The organism is Microbacterium album (assembly GCF_014643695.1).
GTDB lineage: Bacteria > Actinomycetota > Actinomycetes > Actinomycetales > Microbacteriaceae > Microbacterium > Microbacterium album.
Genome location: NZ_BMJY01000002.1, coordinates 259,254 through 278,635 on the forward strand (window position 1 = coordinate 259,254; position 19,382 = coordinate 278,635).

Below are 19,382 nucleotides of genomic sequence, written 5' to 3' on the forward strand. Positions count from 1 at the left end.
GTCTACCTCGTCTTTCAGCCTTCGCAACGTAGACTCAATCTTCGCATCCCCGTCTCCCCGTGAGGTCCATCGCTCATGCCATCAGGCGCTCCCCGCCAGCCCTCGGTCGCGATCATCGTCCCCGTCTACAACGTCGAGAAGTGGTTGCCGGAGTGCCTCGACTCGATCGCGGGGCAGGACTACGCGAACTGGACCGCGACGGTCGTGATCGACGGTTCCCCCGACGGCTCCGAGCAGATCGCGCGGCGATACGCAGAGGAGGACCCGCGGTTCACGGTCGTCAGCGTGCCGAACGGCGGACTCGGCTCGGCCCGGAACGTGGGACTGCGTCACAGCGCAGGCGACTACGTCTTCTTCGTCGACTCCGACGACACCGTGCCGCGCGACGCGATCTCCAGCCTCGTGGATGCGGCCGCGCGAACCGGGGCGGACATCGTGGCCGGCTTCGCCGAGGACTTCGGCGAATCGTGGATTCCTTCGCGCTACTGGACGCAGACGGGGCCCCTGTATAACGGCGCGGAGACGACTTTCAGCGCCGAGTCGGTGCCGGCGTTCCTCCAGGACCACGTCGTGTGGAACAAGCTCTATGCTCGCGCCCACCTCGACACCCACGGGCTCGACTTCCCGCCTCGTGTGCATTGCGAGGACATGGTCTTCTCGGCTCGCGCGGCGCTGCTCGCGCAACGGATCACGGTCGTACCGCGGCTGGTATACCGCCACCGTCGGCACGACCAGGCAATCTCTGCGTCGTACACACGCGCGAAGACGCTCTCGGACTGGCTCGAACAGTCGGCGCAGACGATCCAGTGGATCGAGCGGCTCGGGTCCCCGCACTCGTTGTCCCGCTATCTGACCAGCTTCGTGCGCGGGCAGTGGTGGACGCGAGCTCGCGGCATCGATGAGATCACCGATGACGATCTCATTTCTCGGCTGCAGAACCTCACGATCACCGTCAGGAGCCGCCTCGACGATCAGGCTCGCGCCGAACTGGGGCCGTGGTTGCGGGCGTGCATCGACTTCTTCGCCGAGTCCGAGCCGCGACTGTTCACGGACGAGAGGTGGGCGGGCAACCCCCTGCGCCTGGACTTCGGTCGTGTCGAGGGCGAGGTCGACGCCGCGCTGGAGATCGCGGCGCAGCTCTCACGGGGCGGACAGGCCGACCGAGCCATGAGCCAGGCGCTCGTGGCGGAGCGCGTCCTGCGTCCGGTCGCAGACGGGTTCGTCGCCGGTGAGCCGGCTCTGCTTGCGCGGATCGCGCAGGTCTACGAACGGCTGGGCGAGCCGCGCTATCTCATCGAGATCCTCGGAGCTGGCGACGACGGCGGGATCGGTCCGCTCATCGAACGGTTCCTGCGTGAGCAGGGGCGCCTTTCCGCTCAGATCCACGCCGTGAAGCGCGAGCCGCGCGGGGTCGTCCTGCGGGGCACGTGGGTCCCCACGGCCGGTGCGCATCGTGCCACGACTGCGACCCTGGTGCTGCAGTCGACGGCCGACGGCGCGAAGGCCTACGTCCCCGTCACGTGGACCGGCCCGCGAGAGGCGGGCGATTGGCGATGGCAGGCGGTGCTTCCCGAGGAACTGCTCGCCCCCGAGACCCCCATCCGCATCGAGATCAAGCTGGAGGAGCGCGGCGCGCCCCGAGGCCGCGGACCGGCCGAGCCGACTCCCTCGGTCCTTCACGAGGTCGTCGGTCCTGCGCGCACGCTGTCGTTCCCGCGCTACTTCTTCCGTGTCGACCGGCAAGAACGTCGGGTCTTCGTCTTCCCGGCCTGGCGCGACAACCCGTTCACGACCATGCTGCAGCTCGAGCTCTTCGCTCGCGGATACGTGCTGCGGGGATCCAGCGACCTTGCGGCGTTCGTGGAAGAGCTCACGAGTCCCTTCCACCGCGGGGTCGTGCACATACAGTGGCCGAGCACCGTAACGGACGGGGCTGTGTCCGAATTGGACGCAGAACGGCGCGTGGACGAGTTTGTAGGCGCGCTGAGAACCGCGAAGCAGCTCGGCCGGCCCATTCTCTGGACCGTCCACAACATCCTGCCCCACGACACCGCTTACCACGCGCCGGCAGTGCGTCTCCACGCCGAGCTGGCGGGACTGGCGGATGCCGTGCACATCATGAATTCTCGAACGGCGGATGTAGCAGCGGACATGTACCGGCTTCCCGAGGAGAAGATCGTCGAGATCCCGCACCCCAGTTACGCGGGTATCTACGGTTCCGAGCTCGAGAGGGAGCATGCCAGAGCTCTGCTCGGGGCAGATGCGGAGTCGACCGCCGTGCTGTTCTTCGGCCAGCTCAGGCCCTATAAGGGTCTCGATCAACTCGTCGAGGCGATGACGACCCTCGCCAGGCGGCGCACAGACGTGCAGCTGCTGCTGGCCGGCAAGCCGTTCCCGGGCACCGAGCAGGTACTGGAACGCATCGATCGCTCGTCGTTGCGTGCCACGTGCGCCGCGCGCTTCGTGCCCGACGACGAGGTCGCGCAGTGGTTCTGCGCCGCGGATCTCCTCGTGCTGCCGCATCGGGCCGTGCTGAACTCGGGGACGCTGCACCTGGGGGCTACCTTCGGCGTGCCCAGCGTACTCCCGGACGAGCCGCACCTGCGTGCCGATTTCGGGGACGAGGAGTGGGTGCGTTTCTTCGATCCGTCCCGTCCGTCCGAATCGATCGCAGAGCTGGTCGATCAGGACTGGTACCGGTCGACGGACGTCCGCGAGAGCGCGCGGGCGTTCGCGCGCAGCCGTCTGCCGATCACGACATCTCGGAGGTTTGCGGACCTCGTCGAGGCGATGGCAGGCGGCGGCGGTGTGACGAAGTGAGGACGCCGGGGGTGCCCTCCGTCAGCGGCGCTTCCGGATCTTCTTCTTCACCTTTGCAGGCACACCCGCCACGACGGTCGATCGCGGCACGTCGCGCGTAACCACGGCACCTGCGGCCACGATCGCGCCGTCGCCGACGGTCACGCCCGGCAGAACCGTGGCTCCCGCGCCGATCCAGACGCCGTTTCCGATGGTCACCGGCCGCACCACGCGGTTCCCGGCGCGCTTGTCGGCCGGGCCGAGCTCATGCGTGTCCGTCAGCACCCGCACGCCGGGGCCCAGGGCCACTCCCGTCCCGATCGTCGTGTGACCCTGAACGAGACAATCGCGGTTGATGAACGCGCCGTCGCCGATCGTGGCGGGACCGATGACCTGCGCGCGGCGGTAGAGTGTTGCGCGGCCTTCGAACCGTATCTCTCGCCCCGCTCCCTCGAGCAGTTCGACGCCCTCTTCCAGACGGAGGTTCCCGTCATCCACGGCGAAGCGCTGCCACTCGGATCGCAGCTGCGGCGTGCGCGATTCCAAGGCCTTCAAGCGGGCCTCGACCCTGCCGATCTCCTGCGAGCTTCGATCACCTGCGTCGGACGTCTCGGCTGCGTCCGCAGCGCGAGGCTCTGGTGCGGCCGGATGGGGGTGGTAGACGCCGCGGAGAGCCTTGAACTCGTTCCAATAGGTCAATGACTCCGGCAGCTCGAACCGACGGCCGAACGCTTGCGCCATGCCGCGCTTGTCGTCCCCGGTGAAGTGCACGAGGAAATGCTCACGCGGCCCGTTCCGGAAATGCTCGGGTCGTGTGTTGAAGGCCTCGAACGGGAGGCGCGTCAGGAATCCCGGGCGCTGATACGACTTGTTCTGGTGGAGCTGGTAGACCATCGCGTCCTGGTCACCCCGGGTGAAGTGGCCGAACAACTCGGGATCCCACCACGAGGCGACGGCGTCGAGGTCCGTCTTGAGGACGTCACGTAGGAAAGAGGAGGCCTCGGGCGTATTGCGGATCAGGAAGTTGCCCGAGCTGATCCACGTCCATACGCCGTTCCGCCGCGGCGACTCGCACATGATCAGGGACGAGTCGGGGCCCTTCGCGATGAAGTGCTCCAGCGCGATCGAGCGATCCATGATGAAGGCGTCGTCGTCGATCCAGAAGACCCAGTCGAACAGAGGAAGGAACTTGAGGATCTTCTCGACCTTGGCGAAGAACTTCCAGCCGTCTGTGGGAGCGATGTCGAAGATGTAGGTGTAGCCGTGTTCGCGCGCATAGAGCTCGTGGTTCACGTGCGCCAACGTGCGCACACGGTCGCAATAGCTGACGATGCCGATGCGCGGCGCGGTCATGACGGTGCCTCCTCCAGGGGTGGCATGACGCGGAAGCTCGGGTCCCGTCGGATCCTCGCCCCGTCCCGCAGGCCCCGCCACAGGTTGCTGGTGCCGCGGACTGTGCGCTCGACGAACACGAGCCGGATGATCTCCTTGACGAACGTCGCCGCCGTCCCGATCGCGAAGTACACCGGGCGGTAGGCGCCGTGGGCACGGTAGTAGTGCGCCATGATCCCGCGGTTGCGCATGATGTGGTAACGGTACATGTTGCTCGAGGCGTTGAGGTGGCGTGTGCCCATGTCCCACTGCCGGATCTCGCGTGTGCGCTTGAGAACGAACTCGTTGACGATCGCGCTGCGTGTGACGCGCGAGGCAAGCCAACCGTAGATGGTGTCGTCCCAGTAGATGAAGAAGCGGGGATCGGGCAGTCCGATCCGGCGGACGACGTCGCGGTGGATGAACATGCCCTCGAAGCAGCCGGAGTTCATGGGCCGGTAGCCGGCGTCGTCGAACCCGGCGGGTGCGAACGGGATGGGGATCCCGAGCGGCACCGACACGCGGTACTGCCAGTAGAACTCGCTGCCGTCGTAGTCGTAGCGACGGCCCTGGATGCTCTTGAACCGCGGCGCCCATGCCCCCATGCGGGCGAGGCCGTCCGGCAGCACCTCGACGTCGTCGTCCATCAGCCACATCCACGTGGAGCCGAGCTCATAGGCCACGCGCATGCCCTCGCTGAAGCCGCCGGAGCCGCCGGTGTTCTCCTGCAGACGGCGGTATACGAGCTCCGCCCCGAGCCGGTCACGGAACGACTCGACGACCTGCGTGGTGTCGTCGGAGGACGCGTTGTCGATCACGACGACGTGCCCCGGCTTGGGATCCATCCGCACGATCGACTCGAGCAGGCCCGCGAGCAGGTGCGAGCGGTTGTACGTGACGGCCACGATCGTCGCGGTTGCGGGGTCGAACCCCTCGGTCGCGAAGCCCGATGCGGTCTCGGCGGGCTGGGCGCTCATGGCTGCTCCTCGAAGGTCTGGGCCCAGGACTCGGCCGACACCAGCTCCGGCATGGCCGCGCGATACTGGCGCTGCAGGCGCGGCCACTCGCGCTGCAGCCGGCGATGCAGCCGGAGGGACTCGAGCAGCATCCGGCGGAAAGCGGCGCGGTCGCGCGTGTAGACCTGCTTGCCGGATCCGTCGGCGGCGCTCACGAGCGCCGAGTCGAACCGGGGCAGGCGCCACCAGTTGGCATCCCCCTTGCCGAACTCGACCTCTGGGGTCTCCACGTTTTCGGGACGAGGCTTGTGGAACCAGTGCGAGATGAGCGTCACGGCGGTGAACCAGCGCAGCCGCAGGCCGGTCGGGCTGTCGAACTGGTGGCGTTTCAGGCGCTTGAACACCTGGCGGCCTTTGCGCGCGTGCAGGACCCGGTCGGGGTCGCGGTGCACGACCGTCTCCGGGAAGTCCGCCGCGAGCCGGCGCGCCTCCGGCATCGCCGTGGCGAGGTTCTGTCGCATGTGCTGCGGTCCGCGCAGCACATCTCGCAGCGCGCGGTTCCGGAGCGCGACGGGGTAGTACTGCATCATCATCAGGTGCTTGAGGTCGACGCGTCGGCTGTGGCGGATGAGCGTGCCGCCCGATGGCGCGTTCGAGTGGATCAGTCCCGCGACGATCCGGTTGCGCGCGTGGAAGTACGCCTGCCAGTCGATCGAGTCGTCCTTGCCGACCCACGAGACGTGCCACAGGGCCGCACCCGGCAGCGAGACGGTGGGGTACCCGGCCTCACGCGCGCGCAGGGAGTACTCGGCGTCGTCCCATTTGATGAACGCGGGAAGCGCGAGGCCCACCTGCTGGATCGTCTCCTTGGGGATGAGGCACATCCACCACCCGTTGTAGTCGGCGTCCATGCGCAGGTGCAGCAGCGGGGTCTGGCGGATGTTGGACTCGCGGAAGTCGTGCGGCATCTTCTCCTGGAAGAGGTTGCGCCACATGAACGGGTGCTCGTCGACGACCTCCGCCCACGCGTGCAGCTTGGGGCGGTCCAGCAGATCGAACATGTGCGCACCGACGATCGTCGGCTTGGTGGCGTAGCGGCCGAACACGATCGAGCGTCGGATCGACTCGGGCTCGATGCGGACGTCGTCGTCGAGCAGCTGGACGAAGTCGCTCTCGGGCCGGCGGAGCGTCTCGTGCATCGCGCGCGCAAAGCCACCCGAGCCGCCCAGGTTCGGCTGCTCGATGAGCTGCAGCTGTTCCCCGAGCGCGGCCGACACGGCCGGGTACTCGGGCTCGGCGTCGACGCGCTGGGTGCCCTGATCGATCAGGAAGATCCGGTCGACGAGCGCGCGGACGTCCTCCTCGGCGGCGAGAGCGCTCAGCGTCTCGATGCAGTAGGAGGGCTTGTTGTACGTCGTGATGCCCAGCGACGCCTTGCCCGTGCGGGCCGGCTCGTGGTCCGTCGTCCATTCGGCGCCCGTGAGCACGACCGGCTCGCGGTCGGCGACGACGTCGAACCAGATCCAGCCGCCGTCCGAGTACTGCGTGAGCGGCAGGTCGAACGTCGACTCGGCCGTGCCGGTCACCTCGGCCGTCTCGATCCGCTGCTGGGTGCCGCCGCCGTTGGAGCGGTACACGAGCACCGTCGCGGTGCCCTCGGTGCGGACGGTCAGGCGGACGTGCCGGACGCTCGTCCAGTGCTGCCAGTACGACGCCGGGAACGCGTTGAAGTACGTGGCGAGGGAGGTACGCCTGCCTGCGCCGACCCGCAGCGAAGTGCGTCCGAGGACGTCCCCGATGTGCGCGTGGTTCGTGACCCGGACCGGCGTCTCGTCGATGGTCGACCAGGTCTCCGCATCGATGTAGAGCGGAAGGAGATCGGGGTCGCGGTCGAGAGGGAAGACCACGTTCTGGAGGACGTGTACCAAGTGCTCAGGCTCCGAACGATTCAGCGTGCAACCGCACGGTGGGCGCGGCGGATCGCAGATGAGCCTACCCTGCCCGTCCCGGGGCTTCCTGGGACCTGCGGACCTGCGCGTCACGGGCCCGCGAGGCGGGCCGGGATCACGACAGGGGAGAGGGCGCGGGGCCCTCCGCGACGTCGCGGATGCGCTCACGCCACGAGCGCGACTGGCCGGCGCGCACCGTGCACAGCACGAGCATCATCCAGCCGAGTCCCGAGAGGGTGAAGCTCTCGAACACCGAGTCGACGAGCAGGATCACGAGCATCAGCGGCGTCCACGCGTAGACGACGGAGCGCCGCTCGCCCGCGACCAGCCACGAGCGCACCATGGCGACCGCGCAGAGCGTGCCGAACAGCAGTAGGCCGGCCCAGCCGGCCTGGATGAGCACGTCGAAGTACGCGTTGAGCGCCGAGCCGTGGCGGTCGTCCAGGCGGAAGTTGATGACCGAGAGGGGGTACGGCTCGTCCCACCAGGTGCCGTGCCAGCCCCAGCCCTGCACGGGCCGGTGCCGCACCCACTCCAGGATCTCGTTCCACAGATCGGCCCGCGTGGAGAAGTCGGATGCCGCGTCCAGCAGCCGGATGATGCGGTGGCGGAGCGCGTAGCACGCCGCCAGGACGACCACGACGACGGTCGCGAGCGCCCACTGGGCGGCGCGCCGTCGAGAGGGTCGGACGCGGCGCACGACGATGAGCGCGAGCATCGCCGCCAGCACCGCCACGCCCACGACGAGCGCCGTGGGGGAGGCGGACAGCACGGCGAGCAGCCCGGCGAGGGTCAGCGAGAAGACCGACAGCTGCACCGAGATCGACTGCGTGAGCCACTCGATCGCGAACGTGACGAGCGCGATGATCGCCACGAGCCCCAGCATGTTGCGGGTGCCGAACACGCCCTGCACGGGGCCGCCGTAGGCGATGTCGCCCGCCACGCCGAGGAACGGGAACGGCATATCGAGCAGCACGCCCGACAGGATCTCGACCCCCAGCGACAGCGCGAGGAGCCAGCGCAGCACGTCCCCCAGTGCGCGCACCGTCTGGAGCGTGTCCCGCACGTGCGCCACGACGAGCGCGAGGAAGCCCCAGGCGAGCAGCCCGATCCAGCCCGTGAAGGTCGAGGACTCGTCGAACGACCACACGACGCTCGCGAGCGTCCAGGCGAGGAAGGCGACCAGGCTCGTGGGGGCGAACCGCAGGAGCGCGAACTCGTCGCGCCGGGCGATCAGGATCGCCAGGCCCACCACGACCAGTCCGGTCACGATCGTCGCGTGCGTCACGGAACCGGCCGTGCGCTCGATGAGGAACGACGCGAAGCCCGTACCGAGGGCGGCGATCGTGAAGGCGCGGGCGAGGTCGGCGGAGCGCAGCAGTCGGGTGAGCGCGCGCAACGGCCGATCGCCGCCGCGGATCATCGTGCGGGCTTCCCCGGGGGAGCGGCGTCGGAGTCCTGGCCGACGATGGGCGCGAGCTTCAGCTTGAACGACAGCAGCACCACGAGCGTCCAGCCCCACAGCATGATCGGCCCCGACTCGGTCAGCCCCTGCGCCAGCAGCGCGGCGGTCACCAGCGGCGCCAGGACCGAGACGGGCGAGTAGGGGCGGTCGGCGTCCAGGTCCCAGCGGGGCCGGTCGACGGCGAAGAACCAGGCCCGCCAGGCGAGCGCGACGTAGACGCCGAGGACCAGCAGCACCCCGACGGCGCCCAGCTGGAAGAACGCGTCGAGCCACATGTTGTGCGCGTGGAAGACCGACACGCCGTGGTCGACGATCCAGCCGTCGAACGCGGGGTCCCACGGCACCCACGGGCTCGAGAAGCCGTTTCCCGCGATCGGGTGCTGCGCCGCGCGCTCCCACACCGTCGCCCAGATCTCGTCCCGACCGGTCAGGGAGTCGTCGCGTCCCAGCATGTCGAGCATGCGGTCCCACAGCTGCGTCACCACGACCGCCCCCGCGAGCCCGCTGCCCGCGAAGAGCAGGTAGCGCCGCGTGCGCTGCCCGGGCGTGCGCGCCCCGCGCATGACGAGCACCGCCAGGAGCACGAGGAACGCGGCGCAGAACGCTGCCAGGGCGGTCGCCGAGCCGGAGCGGATGAACAGGATCCCCGTGATCCCGAGCCACACGATCTGCATGGGCGCGTGCGGCGGGCGGGTCGCGAGACGCACGGCGAAGACGGCGAACGCGAGCACGCACAGGATGCCCAGCAGGTTCGAGTTGCCCACCACGCCCTGGATGCGCTCGCCGATGACGGCGTCGAAGAGCTGGCCGCGGGACCAGTACCAGTGCGGGTCGAAACCGGGGGGCGGATCGGCGAAGTTGGGCAGCAGCGGGGCGCGCCGCACGAGCGCGACCCACGCCTCGAACGCGAGCGAGACGCCCATGACCCACTTCAGGGCGAGGTCGAGGCAGCGCAGGATCTCGCCCCAGGTCAGGACGTGCGCGAGGAACAGCCCCTGCACGGTGGCGGCCGCGAGGAGGGTCCAGGTCAGCAGGGTCGCCCCCGGCCAGCCGGACCACAGCGCCGACACGAGGGCCCACGCGACGTAGGCGAGCGCGAGCCACGGCAGCCGCCGCCAGCGCAGCCCCCCGCGCACCATGCGGGGGATCCAGATCGCGAGTGTGACGATGGTCGTGACCGCCAGCAGCACCGCCGCGCCGCCGAAGCCGAGGAGGTTGTACCAGGCCGAGTACGCCAGGGCCGACACGAGCACGAACACGGCGTATGCCCGCAGCATCAGGTGCCCGGTGCTCTCCCGCTCGGGCGCCGCGGGCGGGGCGTTCACCGTGTGCCTCGTGATCTGCGCCATCGTGGTCCCAGGCTACCGCGCGCGCCCCCTACCCTGGGATCGTGCTCGTACCGCTGACGAACGTCCCGCGCGACTACGCCTGGGGCTCCCGCTCGCTGCTGGCGTCCCTGCAGGGACGCCCCCTCGCCGTCCGGCCCGAGGCCGAGATCTGGTTCGGCGACCACCCCTCCGACCCCTCGGACCTCGCCGACGGGTCGGGCCGCACCCTCGACCAGTGGATCGCCCAGGAGGGCGCGCAGGCCGGGGTCGGGGGCCGGTTGCCGTACCTGCTCAAGCTGCTGGCCGCCGCGGCGCCGCTGTCGATCCAGGTGCATCCGTCCAAGGCGCAGGCGGAGGAGGGCTTCGCGCGCGAGGCCGACCTGCCCGCGGACGCGCCGCGGAACTACGCCGACGACAACCACAAGCCCGAGATGATCGTCGCGCTGAGCGACCGCTTCGAAGCGCTCTGCGGCCTGCGCGAGCTCGAGGCCACCCGACGCCTTCTCGCCGCGTTCGGCGACGCCGCCGAGCCGCTGCGCGGGCGCCTGACCGGCCCCGACGGGCTGCGGGACGCGATCGGCTGGCTGCTGTCCGGCGAGGCGTCCGGCGTGGTCGACGCGATCGTGGCGGGCCTCGGGGACGCGCAGTCGACCGAGTTCGCCGCGGAGCTCGCCAACGCCCGCCGGATCGCCGCGGTCTACCCCGGCGATCCGGGGGTCGTGGTCGCTCTGCTGATGAACTTCGTCGTGCTGCACCACGGCGAGTGCATCTTCCTGCGCGCGGGGATGCTGCACGCCTATGTCTCGGGGCTCGGGGTCGAGGTGATGGCGGCGAGCGACAACGTCCTGCGCGGCGGGCTCACGGCCAAGCACGTCGACGTGGCCGAGCTGCTCGCGGTGCTGGACCCGGTGCCGGGCCCCGTGCCGGTCGTCCTGCCCGTCACGGCGGCCAACGGCTCGCGGGGCGTGGAGGCGTTCCCCGCCGACGTGCCCGACTTCCAGTTGCTGCGGGCTCGCGTGTCGCCGGGTGCCGATGCCGTCATCCGGCCTGCCGGCCCCCTGATCGTGCTGGCCACGGCCGGCTCCCTGAGCGTCTCGGGAGCCTCGCGGTCGCTCGATCTGGCCCCCGGCGAGGCCGCGCTGGTCACCCCCGACGAGGCCGAGGCGCGCATCGCGGGCGAGGGAGAGGCGTTCGTCGCGCAGCCGGGGCGCCCCGCCTGAGCGCGGCGCCATCCCGTCGCGGTCCGACGGGATGCCGGGGTGCGACACGCCGGTCGCGGCAATGAACGTTCATCCCGCGGTTGAGGGTTTACGATCTGCGACTTGATCTTTGCGAATCACACGGGTGTAATTACTCTCACGACGTTGCCCCGGCGGGCCGAGAGGGAGTGGGAGAGCGACATGTCTGCATCGCAGTACCGTTCCGGTGTTCCAGACAACTGGTTCGTTGATCCGGTCAATCTCGGCGTGCCGGGCGTCCGTGCGCCGCACCCCGACGAGGACAACGCCCTCGCGTGGCAGAGCGACGCGCTGTGCGCCCAGACCGACCCGGAGGCGTTCTTCCCCGAGAAGGGCGGCTCGACGCGCGACGCGAAGCGCATCTGCTCGTCGTGCGACGTCCGCGCCGAGTGTCTTGAGTACGCGCTGCAGAACGATGAGCGCTTCGGCATCTGGGGCGGCCTCAGCGAGCGCGAGCGCCGCAAGCTCAAGCGCCAGGCGAGCTGACGCGCCTCTCATCTCCCGGTTCTCGGCGCGTGGCGCCGTGACCACGCGCCCCGCGGCCTAGGCTTGCCGCGACATGCCCCCCGCCGTCCACGCCGTCCTCGTCGCGCGCTCCTCGCCCCAGGCCGCCGACCAGCTCGAGCGCACCCTCGCCGCACTGGCCGAACAGCGCCGGCCCGTCGACGCCCTCACCATCGTCGTGTGCGGCGCGGTCGATCCGCTGCGCCACCTCATCGACCGCTCCGGCGCGGAGGGGGTCATCGCGGCCTCCTCCGGCACCTCTTTCGCCTCGGCCGTGCGTCTCGCGGCGGCGCGGGTGCCGCAGGGCCGCGCGCTCTGGCTGCTCGCGCAGGACACGCGCCCCGAGCCGGACGCGCTCGCCGCGCTGTCGGGCGCCCTCGAGCGCGCGCCCTCGGTGGCGATCGCCGCGCCCAAGCTGGTCGACGAGGACGCGCCCGACGTCATCGTCTCGCTCGGCGTGAGCATGACCAGGCTCGGACGCACCGTCCCGCTCGCGAACGGCGAGTTCGATCAGGGACAGCACGACGCGGATGACGACGTACTCGGCTCCGATGTGCGCGGCGTGCTGCTGCGCAGCGACGCGCGCGCCGGCCTGCTGCCGGACCCCGCGCTCGCGGGCGCCGACGAGGGGCTCGACATGGGGGTGCGGGCGCGGCTCGCCGGTCGGCGGGTGGCCCTCGCGCCGGCCGCCCGCATCCACGTCGTGGAGGGCGGTGTCGCGGGGCCGCCGCGGCGGCCCATGGCCCGCGCGTACTCGGTGCGCACGGCCCAGCTGCACCGCCGCCTCGCGTACGCGCCCGCGTGGGCCGTGCCGCTGCACTGGCTGTCGTTGCTGCCGCTCGCGCTGTGGAGCACGCTCGTCCACCTCGTCGCGAAGGCGCCCGCCCGCGTCCCGGCCGAGTGGGCCGCGGCGCTGACGGTCATGCTGCGCCCGGCATCCGTCAGCCGCTCCCGGCGGGCGATCCGCGCCGTGCGCACGGGGTCGTGGAGCCAGATCGCGCCGCTCCGGGCGACGCAGGCGCAACTGCGCGAGCGGTACGAGCCGGGCGGGAGCGGTCCCGCCCTGCGACGCGAGCTGCGCTTCTTCTCGGGCGGAGGGGCCTGGGCGGTGCTCGCCGGTCTCCTCGTGAGCGTCGTCGCCTTCACGCCGGTGCTGGCATGGCCCGTGATCGGGGGCGGGGCCCTGCTCCCGCTGCGGGAGACGGTTGCGGCGCTGTGGGGCGACGCGGCCTACGGTGTGCGCGCGATCGGCCTGGGCGACGCCACGCCCGCCGACCCGTTCGCCGGGATCGTCGCGCTCTTGGGCACCCTGTCGCCCACACGTCCGTCCTACGCGCTCGTCCTGCTGTGGATCCTCGCGCTGCCCCTCGCCGTTCTCGGCGGGTGGTTCGCCGCGGTGCGCGTGACGGATCGCGCCGGCGTGCGCGCGGCCGTCGCGGCGGTGTGGGCGCTGTCGCCGGCGTTCCTCGCGGCGCTGGTGGAAGGGCGCCCCGCCGCCGTGCTCGCGCACCTGGTGCTGCCCTGGCTGTTCTTCGCGGCGACGATCGCGCACCGGTCGTGGGGCGCGGCCGGGTCCGCATCGCTGCTGCTGGTCGCCGTGCTCGCGTGCGCGCCGTCCCTGGCGCCCGCGCTCGCCGCACTGTGGCTGCTCGGACTCGCGCTCGCGCTCGCGTTCCGGATCCGCCGCGGCTTCATGCGCGTGCTGTGGGTCGCGGTGCCCAGCGTGGTCTTCTTCGCCCCGATCGCGGCGACCCAGCTCTCGCGCGGCAACCCGTGGGCGCTGCTGGCGGACCCGGGGCGGCCGTGGCCGGGACCCGAGCCCGCCGACCGTGCCACGCTCAGCACGGGTTTCCCGACCGCCGACCCGGGCGGCTGGGGCGGGCTGCTCGTCTCGCTCGGGATCGACGAGCCCGCCCTCGCACCGGCCGTGTGGGTGCCCCTGCTGCTCGTGCCCCTGGCGCTGCTCGCCCTCGCGGCGCCCCTCACCCCGAGGTGGCGCATGGGCGCGGGCGCGGTCCTCGTGGCCGTGCTGGGGCTCGCGAGCGCCCAGTTCGTCGCAGGCGTGCAGGTCGCGTCCTTCGAGTCCACCCCCGTGCCCGTCTGGCCGGGTGCCGCCCTCAGCCTCGCGTGGCTCGGGGCCGCTGTGGCCGCCGCCGTGACCCTCGACACGGGAATCCGCGCCCGCCGCTTCGCGGCGGTGGCGACGGCGATCGCCACGGTCGGCGTTCTGCTCGTCGCCGCGCCGGCGCTGACGGCGGTGGCGCGCGGTGACGCGGTGCTGACGAACGGCCCGGCGTCCACCTTGCCCGCCTTCGTCACGGCCCAGGCGGCGGAGGACCGCGATCTGGGCACGCTCCTGCTGTCCGCTCAGGACGACGGGGGTGTCGCCGTCCGCGTCGTGTGGGGGGCGAGCGAGACGCTCGGAGGGCAGTCGACGCTGCAGAGCACCGAGACCGCGACCGGCGACGCGGACGCGCGGCTCGCCGAGCTCGTGAGTGACCTCGTCACGGCGGGCGCGGCCGAGGTGCCGTCCCGCCTGAGCGACGCGGGAGTCGGGTTCGTGCTCCTCGACGCGCCGCGCGAAGCAGAGAGCGACGCCGCGCGCACGCGCCGGCTCGAGACCATCACGTCCATCGACCAGCGCTCGGGTTTCGTCCGCGTCGGCGAGACGGCCAAGGGCGTGCTGTGGCGGCTCGACGCGGAACCGGGGCCGCGACCGCCGGCGACCGAGCGCGAGAGCGCTACGGCGCGCCTGGTGGTCGGGTCGCAGCTGGCGGCGGCGTTCGTCGCGCTCCTGCTGGCGGTGCCGACGTCCGCCTCGATGAGCGCGGCGCGCCGGCTGCCGCGCGTGCTGGGACAGGGCTACGAGGAGGAGAGACGATGACCGCGCCCGCACCGCGCCGCACCCCGAGGGCGCGCCTCGCGCTGGGCGCCGCGGTCGCGGCGGGCGCGGTCGCGGCGAGCATCGGCGCCGCCGCGCTGCCGTGGCCCGAGGTCTCCGCCGCAGCTCCCGCGCTCGAGGTCACGCCGCTTCCCGCCGAGACGCTCCTGGCGTGCGACGGACCGGTCCTCGCGCTCGGACGCGCGGCCGAGGAGGCCGCGGGCCTGGCAGTGGCCGCTCCCGCCCGCCTCACGACCGGCAACGACCGCGGCGAGGAGCCTCAGCCGGACGCCATGGGTCAGCCGCGCGTGGCAGGCGAGGCGATCGCGGAGCGCTTCGCGCAGCTGCCCGCGGGACGAGAGCCCGTCTCGATCGCGGCGGCGTCGTCGGCGGCCCCCGACGATCCCGACCTCGCGGGGTTCACGGCGTCCGCGTGCCGCCCCGGCCTCATGGAGTCCTGGATCGTGGGCGGCGACACCACCACCGGCGTCACGGGCATCCTGCTGCTGGCGAACCCAGGCGACGTCAACGCGACCGTCCGCGTCACCGCCTTCGGCGTCATGGGCGCGCAGACGCCGCCGGGAGCCGACGCGATCCCCATCCCCGCGCGCACCCAGGTCGCGCTGCCCCTCGCCGGCCTGGCGGGCGGGGAGCAGCGCCCGGTGCTCCGCGTGACGGCGACGGGCGCCCCGGTGCGCGCCTCGCTGCAGTCGAGCCTGATCCGGACGCTCGAGCCCGAGGGCGTCGACAGCCAGCCGGCCGTCCGCCCCGCGTCGGCGCACGTCATCCCCGGCGTACACGTGACGGCGCGGGCCGCCGCCTCCGACAGCGCCGTGACCGTCGTCCGCCTCCTGTCCGAGAGCGACGCCACCGCGACCATCACCGTGGCCGGCGCGGACAGCCAGGGGCAGGCCCGCGCGCTCGAGCCGGTCCGACTCGAGGCGGGCCGCCCGCTCGAGGTCGAGGTGCCGGGCCTGGCGGAGGGCGACCACACCGTGGTCGTGTCGGCGGACGCCCCGCTCGTCACGGCCGTCTGGCAGACCACGGGTTTCGGCCCCGGCTCCGACTACGCGTGGCACACTCCCTCTCCGACGATCTCGGCCCCGACGATCGTCGCGGTGCCGCCAGGGGAGGGGGCGCGGCTCAGCCTCGCGAACCCGTCGGACGCGGACATCGTCGTCGCGGTGACCGAGGACGGCGACGCCCGGGAGACGGTCGTTCCTGCCCGCGGCTCCGCGATCGTCGAGGTGAGCGCCGACCGCATCTACACGGTCGACCCGGGCGGAGCGGACGTGCACGCGGCCGTGGGCTTCGCGAGCGGCAGCGGGCTCGCCGCCCTCCCCGTCTGGCCGGACGCGGCGCGGCCGCAGCCCGTCGTCGTCTACCCCTGAGCCGAGCGCGCGGCTGCGGCGCTCTCCGGCCGCCGCAGCCGTCAGAGGAAGCGGAAGCGGTCGGGGCCCAGGTCCCACGGATCGCGGTCGAGGTACTCCGCGGCCGCGCGGAACACCTCGCCCTCGATCATCATGCGCCGGTGCAGCTCGTCCGCACGGTGCAGCCGGCCGAGACGCTCGATGGGCACGCGGTAGAGGACGATCCGGCGCGCGTCGCGATCGATCGTCCAGCGGGGGATGCCGTCCTCGTCGGCCGCGCGCGGGAGCCGGCCGATCTCGAAGCTCACGTGCCGCAGCTCCGGCCAGGCCGCACGCAGGTACTCGGCGGCTCCTCCGACCGCGATGTCGAAGCGCTCGACGCGCGTGTCGATGGGCGGCAGCGGCGGTCGGACGACGGGGCTGCGCCCCTGGCGGCCGTGACGGCCGTGCCGCGCCGCCCGGCCGCGAGGCGCCGGCTTGCGCGCCCGTCCCCAGATCGACATGGCTCCACCCTACGCCGCGCGGCGGCGGCCGGCCGCGATCCGGATCCCGCGTGCGCGGCGAGGCGCCGGCGCGTGGGCACCGCACGCGCCTATCGTTGACCACGATGCGTGAGAGAGTGTGCTCCAAGGTCGGCTGCGCGCGCGAAGCCGTGACCACCCTGACCTACGACTACAGGGACCAGATGGCCGCGCTCGGCCCGCTCGGCGCGGCGAACGACCCGCACGCGCACGACCTGTGCGCGATCCACACCGATCGACTGTCGGTCCCGCAGGGGTGGACCGTGGTGAGGCACGCCACGCTGGTCTCCTGAGCGCGCGAGCCCGTCACCGGGCCAGGCGCGCGACGAGCTCGGCGCGCGCCGCGAGGGCCCGCAGTTCGCGATCGCGCCGGGCTGCGACCACGGCGCGCAGCAGCGTCTCCGGATCGGCGTGCGGAACGGGGGAGACGAACGGCCGCACCTCCGCGGCCAGTTCCGTCGCGAGGCGGGCGCGCGCGGTCGGGTGCATCCGCTCGGCCCCCGCGACGAACTGCGCCATGCGCCGGCCCAGCCGGTCCGGCATCCGTGCGACGTCCGCGACCGCAGCCCACTCCTCCAGCCCCGCCGGGAGGGGTACAGGCCGCTCGGCGAGCGGCGGCGTGCGCGTGCGCTCCGCGTAGGTCCCCGCGACGAGGTCCCCGAGGCGCTGCGAGCGGGGCGTGAAGATGCCCACGAGCAGGGCGAGACCCCCGAGGGTCATGTACACCTCCAGCACGCCCAGCAGCGAGCGGATGAAGGCGTGCCGGAAGGAGATCGCGCCCCCGTCGGCGCGCACGATCCTGGCCCCCACGGCCAGTTTGCCCAGGCTGCGCCCCCGCGTGACCGTCTCGACGGCGGTCGGGACGACGACCAGCAGGAGCACGAGCAGGGCGATGGCGAGGATCTGCAGCACGTTCAAGGGCAGCGTCCCGGCGCTGGCGAGCCCCAGCAGCGCGAGCATGAGCAGGAGGTACGTCGCGAGGGTGACGGCCACGTCGATCGCCGCCCCGGCCACGCGCAGGATGAGACCGATCGGCTGCACGTCGAGCGCGACGGCCTCGCCCGTGAGCACCTCGTCGTGCACGACGACCGCTGCGCGCTCGCCCTGCCGAGGCCGGCCGTCGCGGGCCGGGGGCCGGTCGGTGACGGCTCCAGTCGACATGCGTACAGTTAATCAGGTGGACCTCGACGCCCTCGCCACCGCCCGCCGCGCGGAATGGGAGCGACTCGACGACCTCTCGAAGCGCCGCCGCCTCACGGGCGAGGAGGTGGACGAGCTCGTCGCGCGCTATCAGGCCGCCTCGGCCGACCTGGCCGACATCAAGACGACCGCGGGACGGACGCCGCACGGGGAACACCTGTCGGCCATGCTCGCCCGCGCGCGGCTCGCGCTGACCGGCGCGCAGGAGAACGTGCTGCGGCAGCTGCCCCGGTTCTTCCTGCACCAGCTGCCGGCCGCGCTCTACCGGGTGCGCTGGACCACGCTGGTCGTCGCTCTGGCGTTCCTCGCGACGGGCGCCGTCTCGGCGCTGTGGATCTCGGGCGATCCCGCGCTCATCGCCACGCTCGGCAGCGAGGCGCAGCTCGAGCGCTACGCCGAGCACGACTTCACCGAGTACTACACCGAGAACCCCGCCGCGGTGTTCGCGGGCATGGTGTGGACCAACAACGCGTGGATCGCGGCGCAGTGCGTCCTGTTCGGCGTCACGGGGATCTTCCCCGTCTACGTGCTCGTGCAGAACGCCGTGGGGCTCGGGACGTCGGCGGCGGTCATGACCGCGTACGACCGGCTCGACGTCATGATCCTCTACATCCTCCCGCACGGCCTGCTCGAGCTGACGTGCATCTTCGTCGCGGCCGCCGCAGGTCTGCACGTGTTCTGGGCGTGGGTGGCGCCGGGACCGCGGACACGCGGGACGGCTCTGGCCCAGGAAGGACGCGCGCTCGCGACCGTCGCGATCGGCCTCGTGTTCGCGCTCGCCCTCGCGGGCGTCGTGGAGGGCTTCGTCACGGGTCAGCCGTGGCCGTGGTGGATCAAGATCGGCATCGGCGCCCTCGCGCTCGGCGTGCTCCTGTTCGTGATGCTCGTGCCCGGGCGCCGCGCGGCGCGCGCGGGCGAGACGGGCGACCTCGGCGAGTACGAGGCGGGCGCCACGCGCCTCGTCGCCGGCTGAGGCGGGCGCCCGCGGGTCAGCTGCGCTTCGAGGAGACGTCGAAGAGCGCCTTGTACGCCCAACCGGCCAGCAGCGCGCCGACGATGGGGAACACGATGAACACCCAGAGCTGGGCGAGCGCCTCGCCGCCGCCGTAGATGGCCGAGGCGATCGAGCGCGCCGGGTTCACGGACGTGTTGTCCACCGGGATGCTGATGAAGTGGATGAGTGCGAGCGCGAGCCCGATCGCCAGGCCCGCGAGCGGCGTGCCGCGCGTCGGATGCGTCACGCCCAGGATGATCAGCAGGAACAGGCCCGTGAGGATGACCTCGGCGATGATGGCGGCCACCATCCCGAAGCCCGCGGGCGACGCGCCGTCCCACCCGTTGCTGGCGAAGCCCGCGTCCTGTGCGGTGCCGAGCCAACCGGCGGGTCCGAACAGGCCGATGAGGACGAGCAGGGTCGTCGCGATGACGCCGCCGACGACCTGCGCGGCGATGTAGCCGCCCGTCTCGCGCCACGGGAAGCGCCCGGCCGCCGCGAGCCCGAGCGTGACCGCGGGGTTGAAGTGGCCGCCCGAGATGGGACCGAACGCGTACGCCCCGACGACCACGCTGAGTCCGAACGCGAGCGCGACCGCGGTGTAGACCGCAGCGGGGGTGTCCGAGAAGTGATGGGACGCGAACACGGCGGTGCCGACCCCGCCGAGCACGAGCAGGAGCGTGCCGAAGGCCTCGGCCGCGAGCTTCGCGCTCGTCGCGGGCGCGGGCGGAGGCGTGTGGGCGAGCTCGGTCGGCTCGACCGGCGATTCGGGGTTCGGATCGGACATGGGATTCCTCTCGTCCTGG

15 protein-coding genes are annotated in these 19,382 nt (G+C 72.1%); 7 read left to right on the plus strand and 8 right to left on the minus strand.

The window, feature by feature from the left end:
* The first annotated feature begins 75 nt into the window (after positions 1-75).
* Positions 76-2,820 (plus strand): glycosyltransferase, encoded by a 2,745-nt coding sequence (locus IEX37_RS03810; RefSeq protein ID WP_188754918.1) that lies wholly within the window; start codon positions 76-78, stop codon positions 2,818-2,820.
* Positions 2,821-2,841: 21 nt separating this feature from the next.
* Here the strand turns inward: IEX37_RS03810 and IEX37_RS15920 are convergent, their stop codons facing one another.
* The 5 genes from IEX37_RS15920 to IEX37_RS03840 form a co-directional block, all read right to left on the minus strand.
* Positions 2,842-4,152: a DapH/DapD/GlmU-related protein gene (locus tag IEX37_RS15920; protein ID WP_229663048.1), complete on the minus strand. Its 1,311-nt coding sequence runs from the start codon at positions 4,150-4,152 to the stop codon at positions 2,842-2,844.
* Positions 4,149-5,147 (minus strand): glycosyltransferase family 2 protein, encoded by a 999-nt coding sequence (locus IEX37_RS03825; RefSeq protein WP_188754919.1) that lies wholly within the window; start codon positions 5,145-5,147, stop codon positions 4,149-4,151. The genes IEX37_RS15920 and IEX37_RS03825 overlap by 4 nt, the downstream gene beginning before the upstream one ends.
* The gene (locus tag IEX37_RS03830; protein WP_188754920.1) at positions 5,144-7,054 is read right to left on the minus strand and encodes a glycosyltransferase; all 1,911 of its coding nucleotides are present in this window, start codon (positions 7,052-7,054) and stop codon (positions 5,144-5,146) included. Before IEX37_RS03830 ends, IEX37_RS03825 begins: the two co-directional genes overlap by 4 nt.
* Before the next feature lie 136 nt (positions 7,055-7,190).
* Positions 7,191-8,498: an O-antigen ligase family protein gene (locus tag IEX37_RS03835; protein WP_188754921.1), complete on the minus strand. Its 1,308-nt coding sequence runs from the start codon at positions 8,496-8,498 to the stop codon at positions 7,191-7,193.
* Complete coding sequence (locus IEX37_RS03840; protein WP_188754922.1) at positions 8,495-9,889, minus strand: O-antigen ligase family protein; 1,395 nt, start codon at positions 9,887-9,889, stop codon at positions 8,495-8,497. The genes IEX37_RS03835 and IEX37_RS03840 overlap by 4 nt, the downstream gene beginning before the upstream one ends.
* A gap of 41 nt (positions 9,890-9,930) precedes the next feature.
* Here IEX37_RS03840 and manA point away from each other — a divergent pair, with 41 nt between their 5' ends.
* The 4 genes from manA (at position 9,931) to IEX37_RS03860 (ending at position 15,882) form a co-directional block, all read left to right on the plus strand.
* Positions 9,931-11,088, plus strand: coding sequence for a mannose-6-phosphate isomerase, class I (gene manA / locus IEX37_RS03845; RefSeq protein ID WP_188754923.1), 1,158 nt, complete (start codon positions 9,931-9,933; stop codon positions 11,086-11,088).
* A 180-nt stretch (positions 11,089-11,268) separates the two neighbouring features.
* Entirely contained in the window at positions 11,269-11,592 is a 324-nt protein-coding gene (locus IEX37_RS03850) for a WhiB family transcriptional regulator (RefSeq protein ID WP_188754924.1), read from the plus strand.
* Between the two features lie 73 nt (positions 11,593-11,665).
* Positions 11,666-14,494 carry a glycosyltransferase gene (locus IEX37_RS03855; RefSeq protein WP_188754925.1) on the plus strand — a complete coding sequence of 943 codons (2,829 nt, stop codon included), beginning with the start codon at positions 11,666-11,668 and terminating at the stop codon, positions 14,492-14,494.
* Positions 14,491-15,882 carry a DUF5719 family protein gene (locus tag IEX37_RS03860; RefSeq protein WP_188754926.1) on the plus strand — a complete coding sequence of 464 codons (1,392 nt, stop codon included), beginning with the start codon at positions 14,491-14,493 and terminating at the stop codon, positions 15,880-15,882. Before IEX37_RS03855 ends, IEX37_RS03860 begins: the two co-directional genes overlap by 4 nt.
* 41 nt (positions 15,883-15,923) lie before the next feature.
* On the opposite strand, the gene IEX37_RS03865 is transcribed toward IEX37_RS03860, so the two are convergent.
* Positions 15,924-16,364 (minus strand): hypothetical protein, encoded by a 441-nt coding sequence (locus tag IEX37_RS03865; protein WP_188754927.1) that lies wholly within the window; start codon positions 16,362-16,364, stop codon positions 15,924-15,926.
* A 104-nt stretch (positions 16,365-16,468) separates the two neighbouring features.
* On the opposite strand from IEX37_RS03865, the gene IEX37_RS03870 reads away from it, so the two are divergent.
* Positions 16,469-16,675, plus strand: a complete 207-nt coding sequence (locus IEX37_RS03870; protein ID WP_188754928.1) for a DUF3499 family protein — start codon at positions 16,469-16,471, stop codon at positions 16,673-16,675.
* A gap of 13 nt (positions 16,676-16,688) precedes the next feature.
* Here IEX37_RS03870 and IEX37_RS03875 read toward each other — a convergent pair whose 3' ends face one another.
* Positions 16,689-17,543, minus strand: a complete 855-nt coding sequence (locus tag IEX37_RS03875; protein WP_188754929.1) for an RDD family protein — start codon at positions 17,541-17,543, stop codon at positions 16,689-16,691.
* A gap of 16 nt (positions 17,544-17,559) precedes the next feature.
* Between IEX37_RS03875 and IEX37_RS03880 the strand changes: the two genes are divergently transcribed.
* Entirely contained in the window at positions 17,560-18,555 is a 996-nt protein-coding gene (locus IEX37_RS03880; RefSeq protein WP_188754930.1) for a stage II sporulation protein M, read from the plus strand.
* 16 nt (positions 18,556-18,571) lie between these two features.
* On the opposite strand, the gene IEX37_RS03885 is transcribed toward IEX37_RS03880, so the two are convergent.
* Complete coding sequence (locus tag IEX37_RS03885) at positions 18,572-19,363, minus strand: aquaporin (protein WP_188754931.1); 792 nt, start codon at positions 19,361-19,363, stop codon at positions 18,572-18,574.
* Between the last annotated feature and the right edge of the window lie 19 nt (positions 19,364-19,382).

What these genes read in the sequence shown, in the direction of transcription:
- IEX37_RS03825 (WP_188754919.1), bottom strand. Translation starts at nt 5,147, where the DNA reads ATGAGCGCCCAGCCCGCCGAGACCGCATCGGGCTTCGCGACCGAGGGG.
- IEX37_RS03860 (WP_188754926.1), top strand. Translation starts at nt 14,491, where the DNA reads ATGACCGCGCCCGCACCGCGCCGCACCCCGAGGGCGCGCCTCGCGCTG.
- IEX37_RS03835 (WP_188754921.1), bottom strand. Translation starts at nt 8,498, where the DNA reads ATGATCCGCGGCGGCGATCGGCCGTTGCGCGCGCTCACCCGACTGCTG.
- IEX37_RS03865 (WP_188754927.1), bottom strand. Translation starts at nt 16,364, where the DNA reads ATGTCGATCTGGGGACGGGCGCGCAAGCCGGCGCCTCGCGGCCGGGCG.
- IEX37_RS03870 (WP_188754928.1), top strand. Translation starts at nt 16,469, where the DNA reads ATGCGTGAGAGAGTGTGCTCCAAGGTCGGCTGCGCGCGCGAAGCCGTG.
- IEX37_RS03850 (WP_188754924.1), top strand. Translation starts at nt 11,269, where the DNA reads ATGTCTGCATCGCAGTACCGTTCCGGTGTTCCAGACAACTGGTTCGTT.
- IEX37_RS15920 (WP_229663048.1), bottom strand. Translation starts at nt 4,152, where the DNA reads ATGACCGCGCCGCGCATCGGCATCGTCAGCTATTGCGACCGTGTGCGC.
- IEX37_RS03885 (WP_188754931.1), bottom strand. Translation starts at nt 19,363, where the DNA reads ATGTCCGATCCGAACCCCGAATCGCCGGTCGAGCCGACCGAGCTCGCC.
- IEX37_RS03875 (WP_188754929.1), bottom strand. Translation starts at nt 17,543, where the DNA reads ATGTCGACTGGAGCCGTCACCGACCGGCCCCCGGCCCGCGACGGCCGG.
- IEX37_RS03810 (WP_188754918.1), top strand. Translation starts at nt 76, where the DNA reads ATGCCATCAGGCGCTCCCCGCCAGCCCTCGGTCGCGATCATCGTCCCC.
- IEX37_RS03855 (WP_188754925.1), top strand. Translation starts at nt 11,666, where the DNA reads ATGCCCCCCGCCGTCCACGCCGTCCTCGTCGCGCGCTCCTCGCCCCAG.
- IEX37_RS03840 (WP_188754922.1), bottom strand. Translation starts at nt 9,889, where the DNA reads ATGGCGCAGATCACGAGGCACACGGTGAACGCCCCGCCCGCGGCGCCC.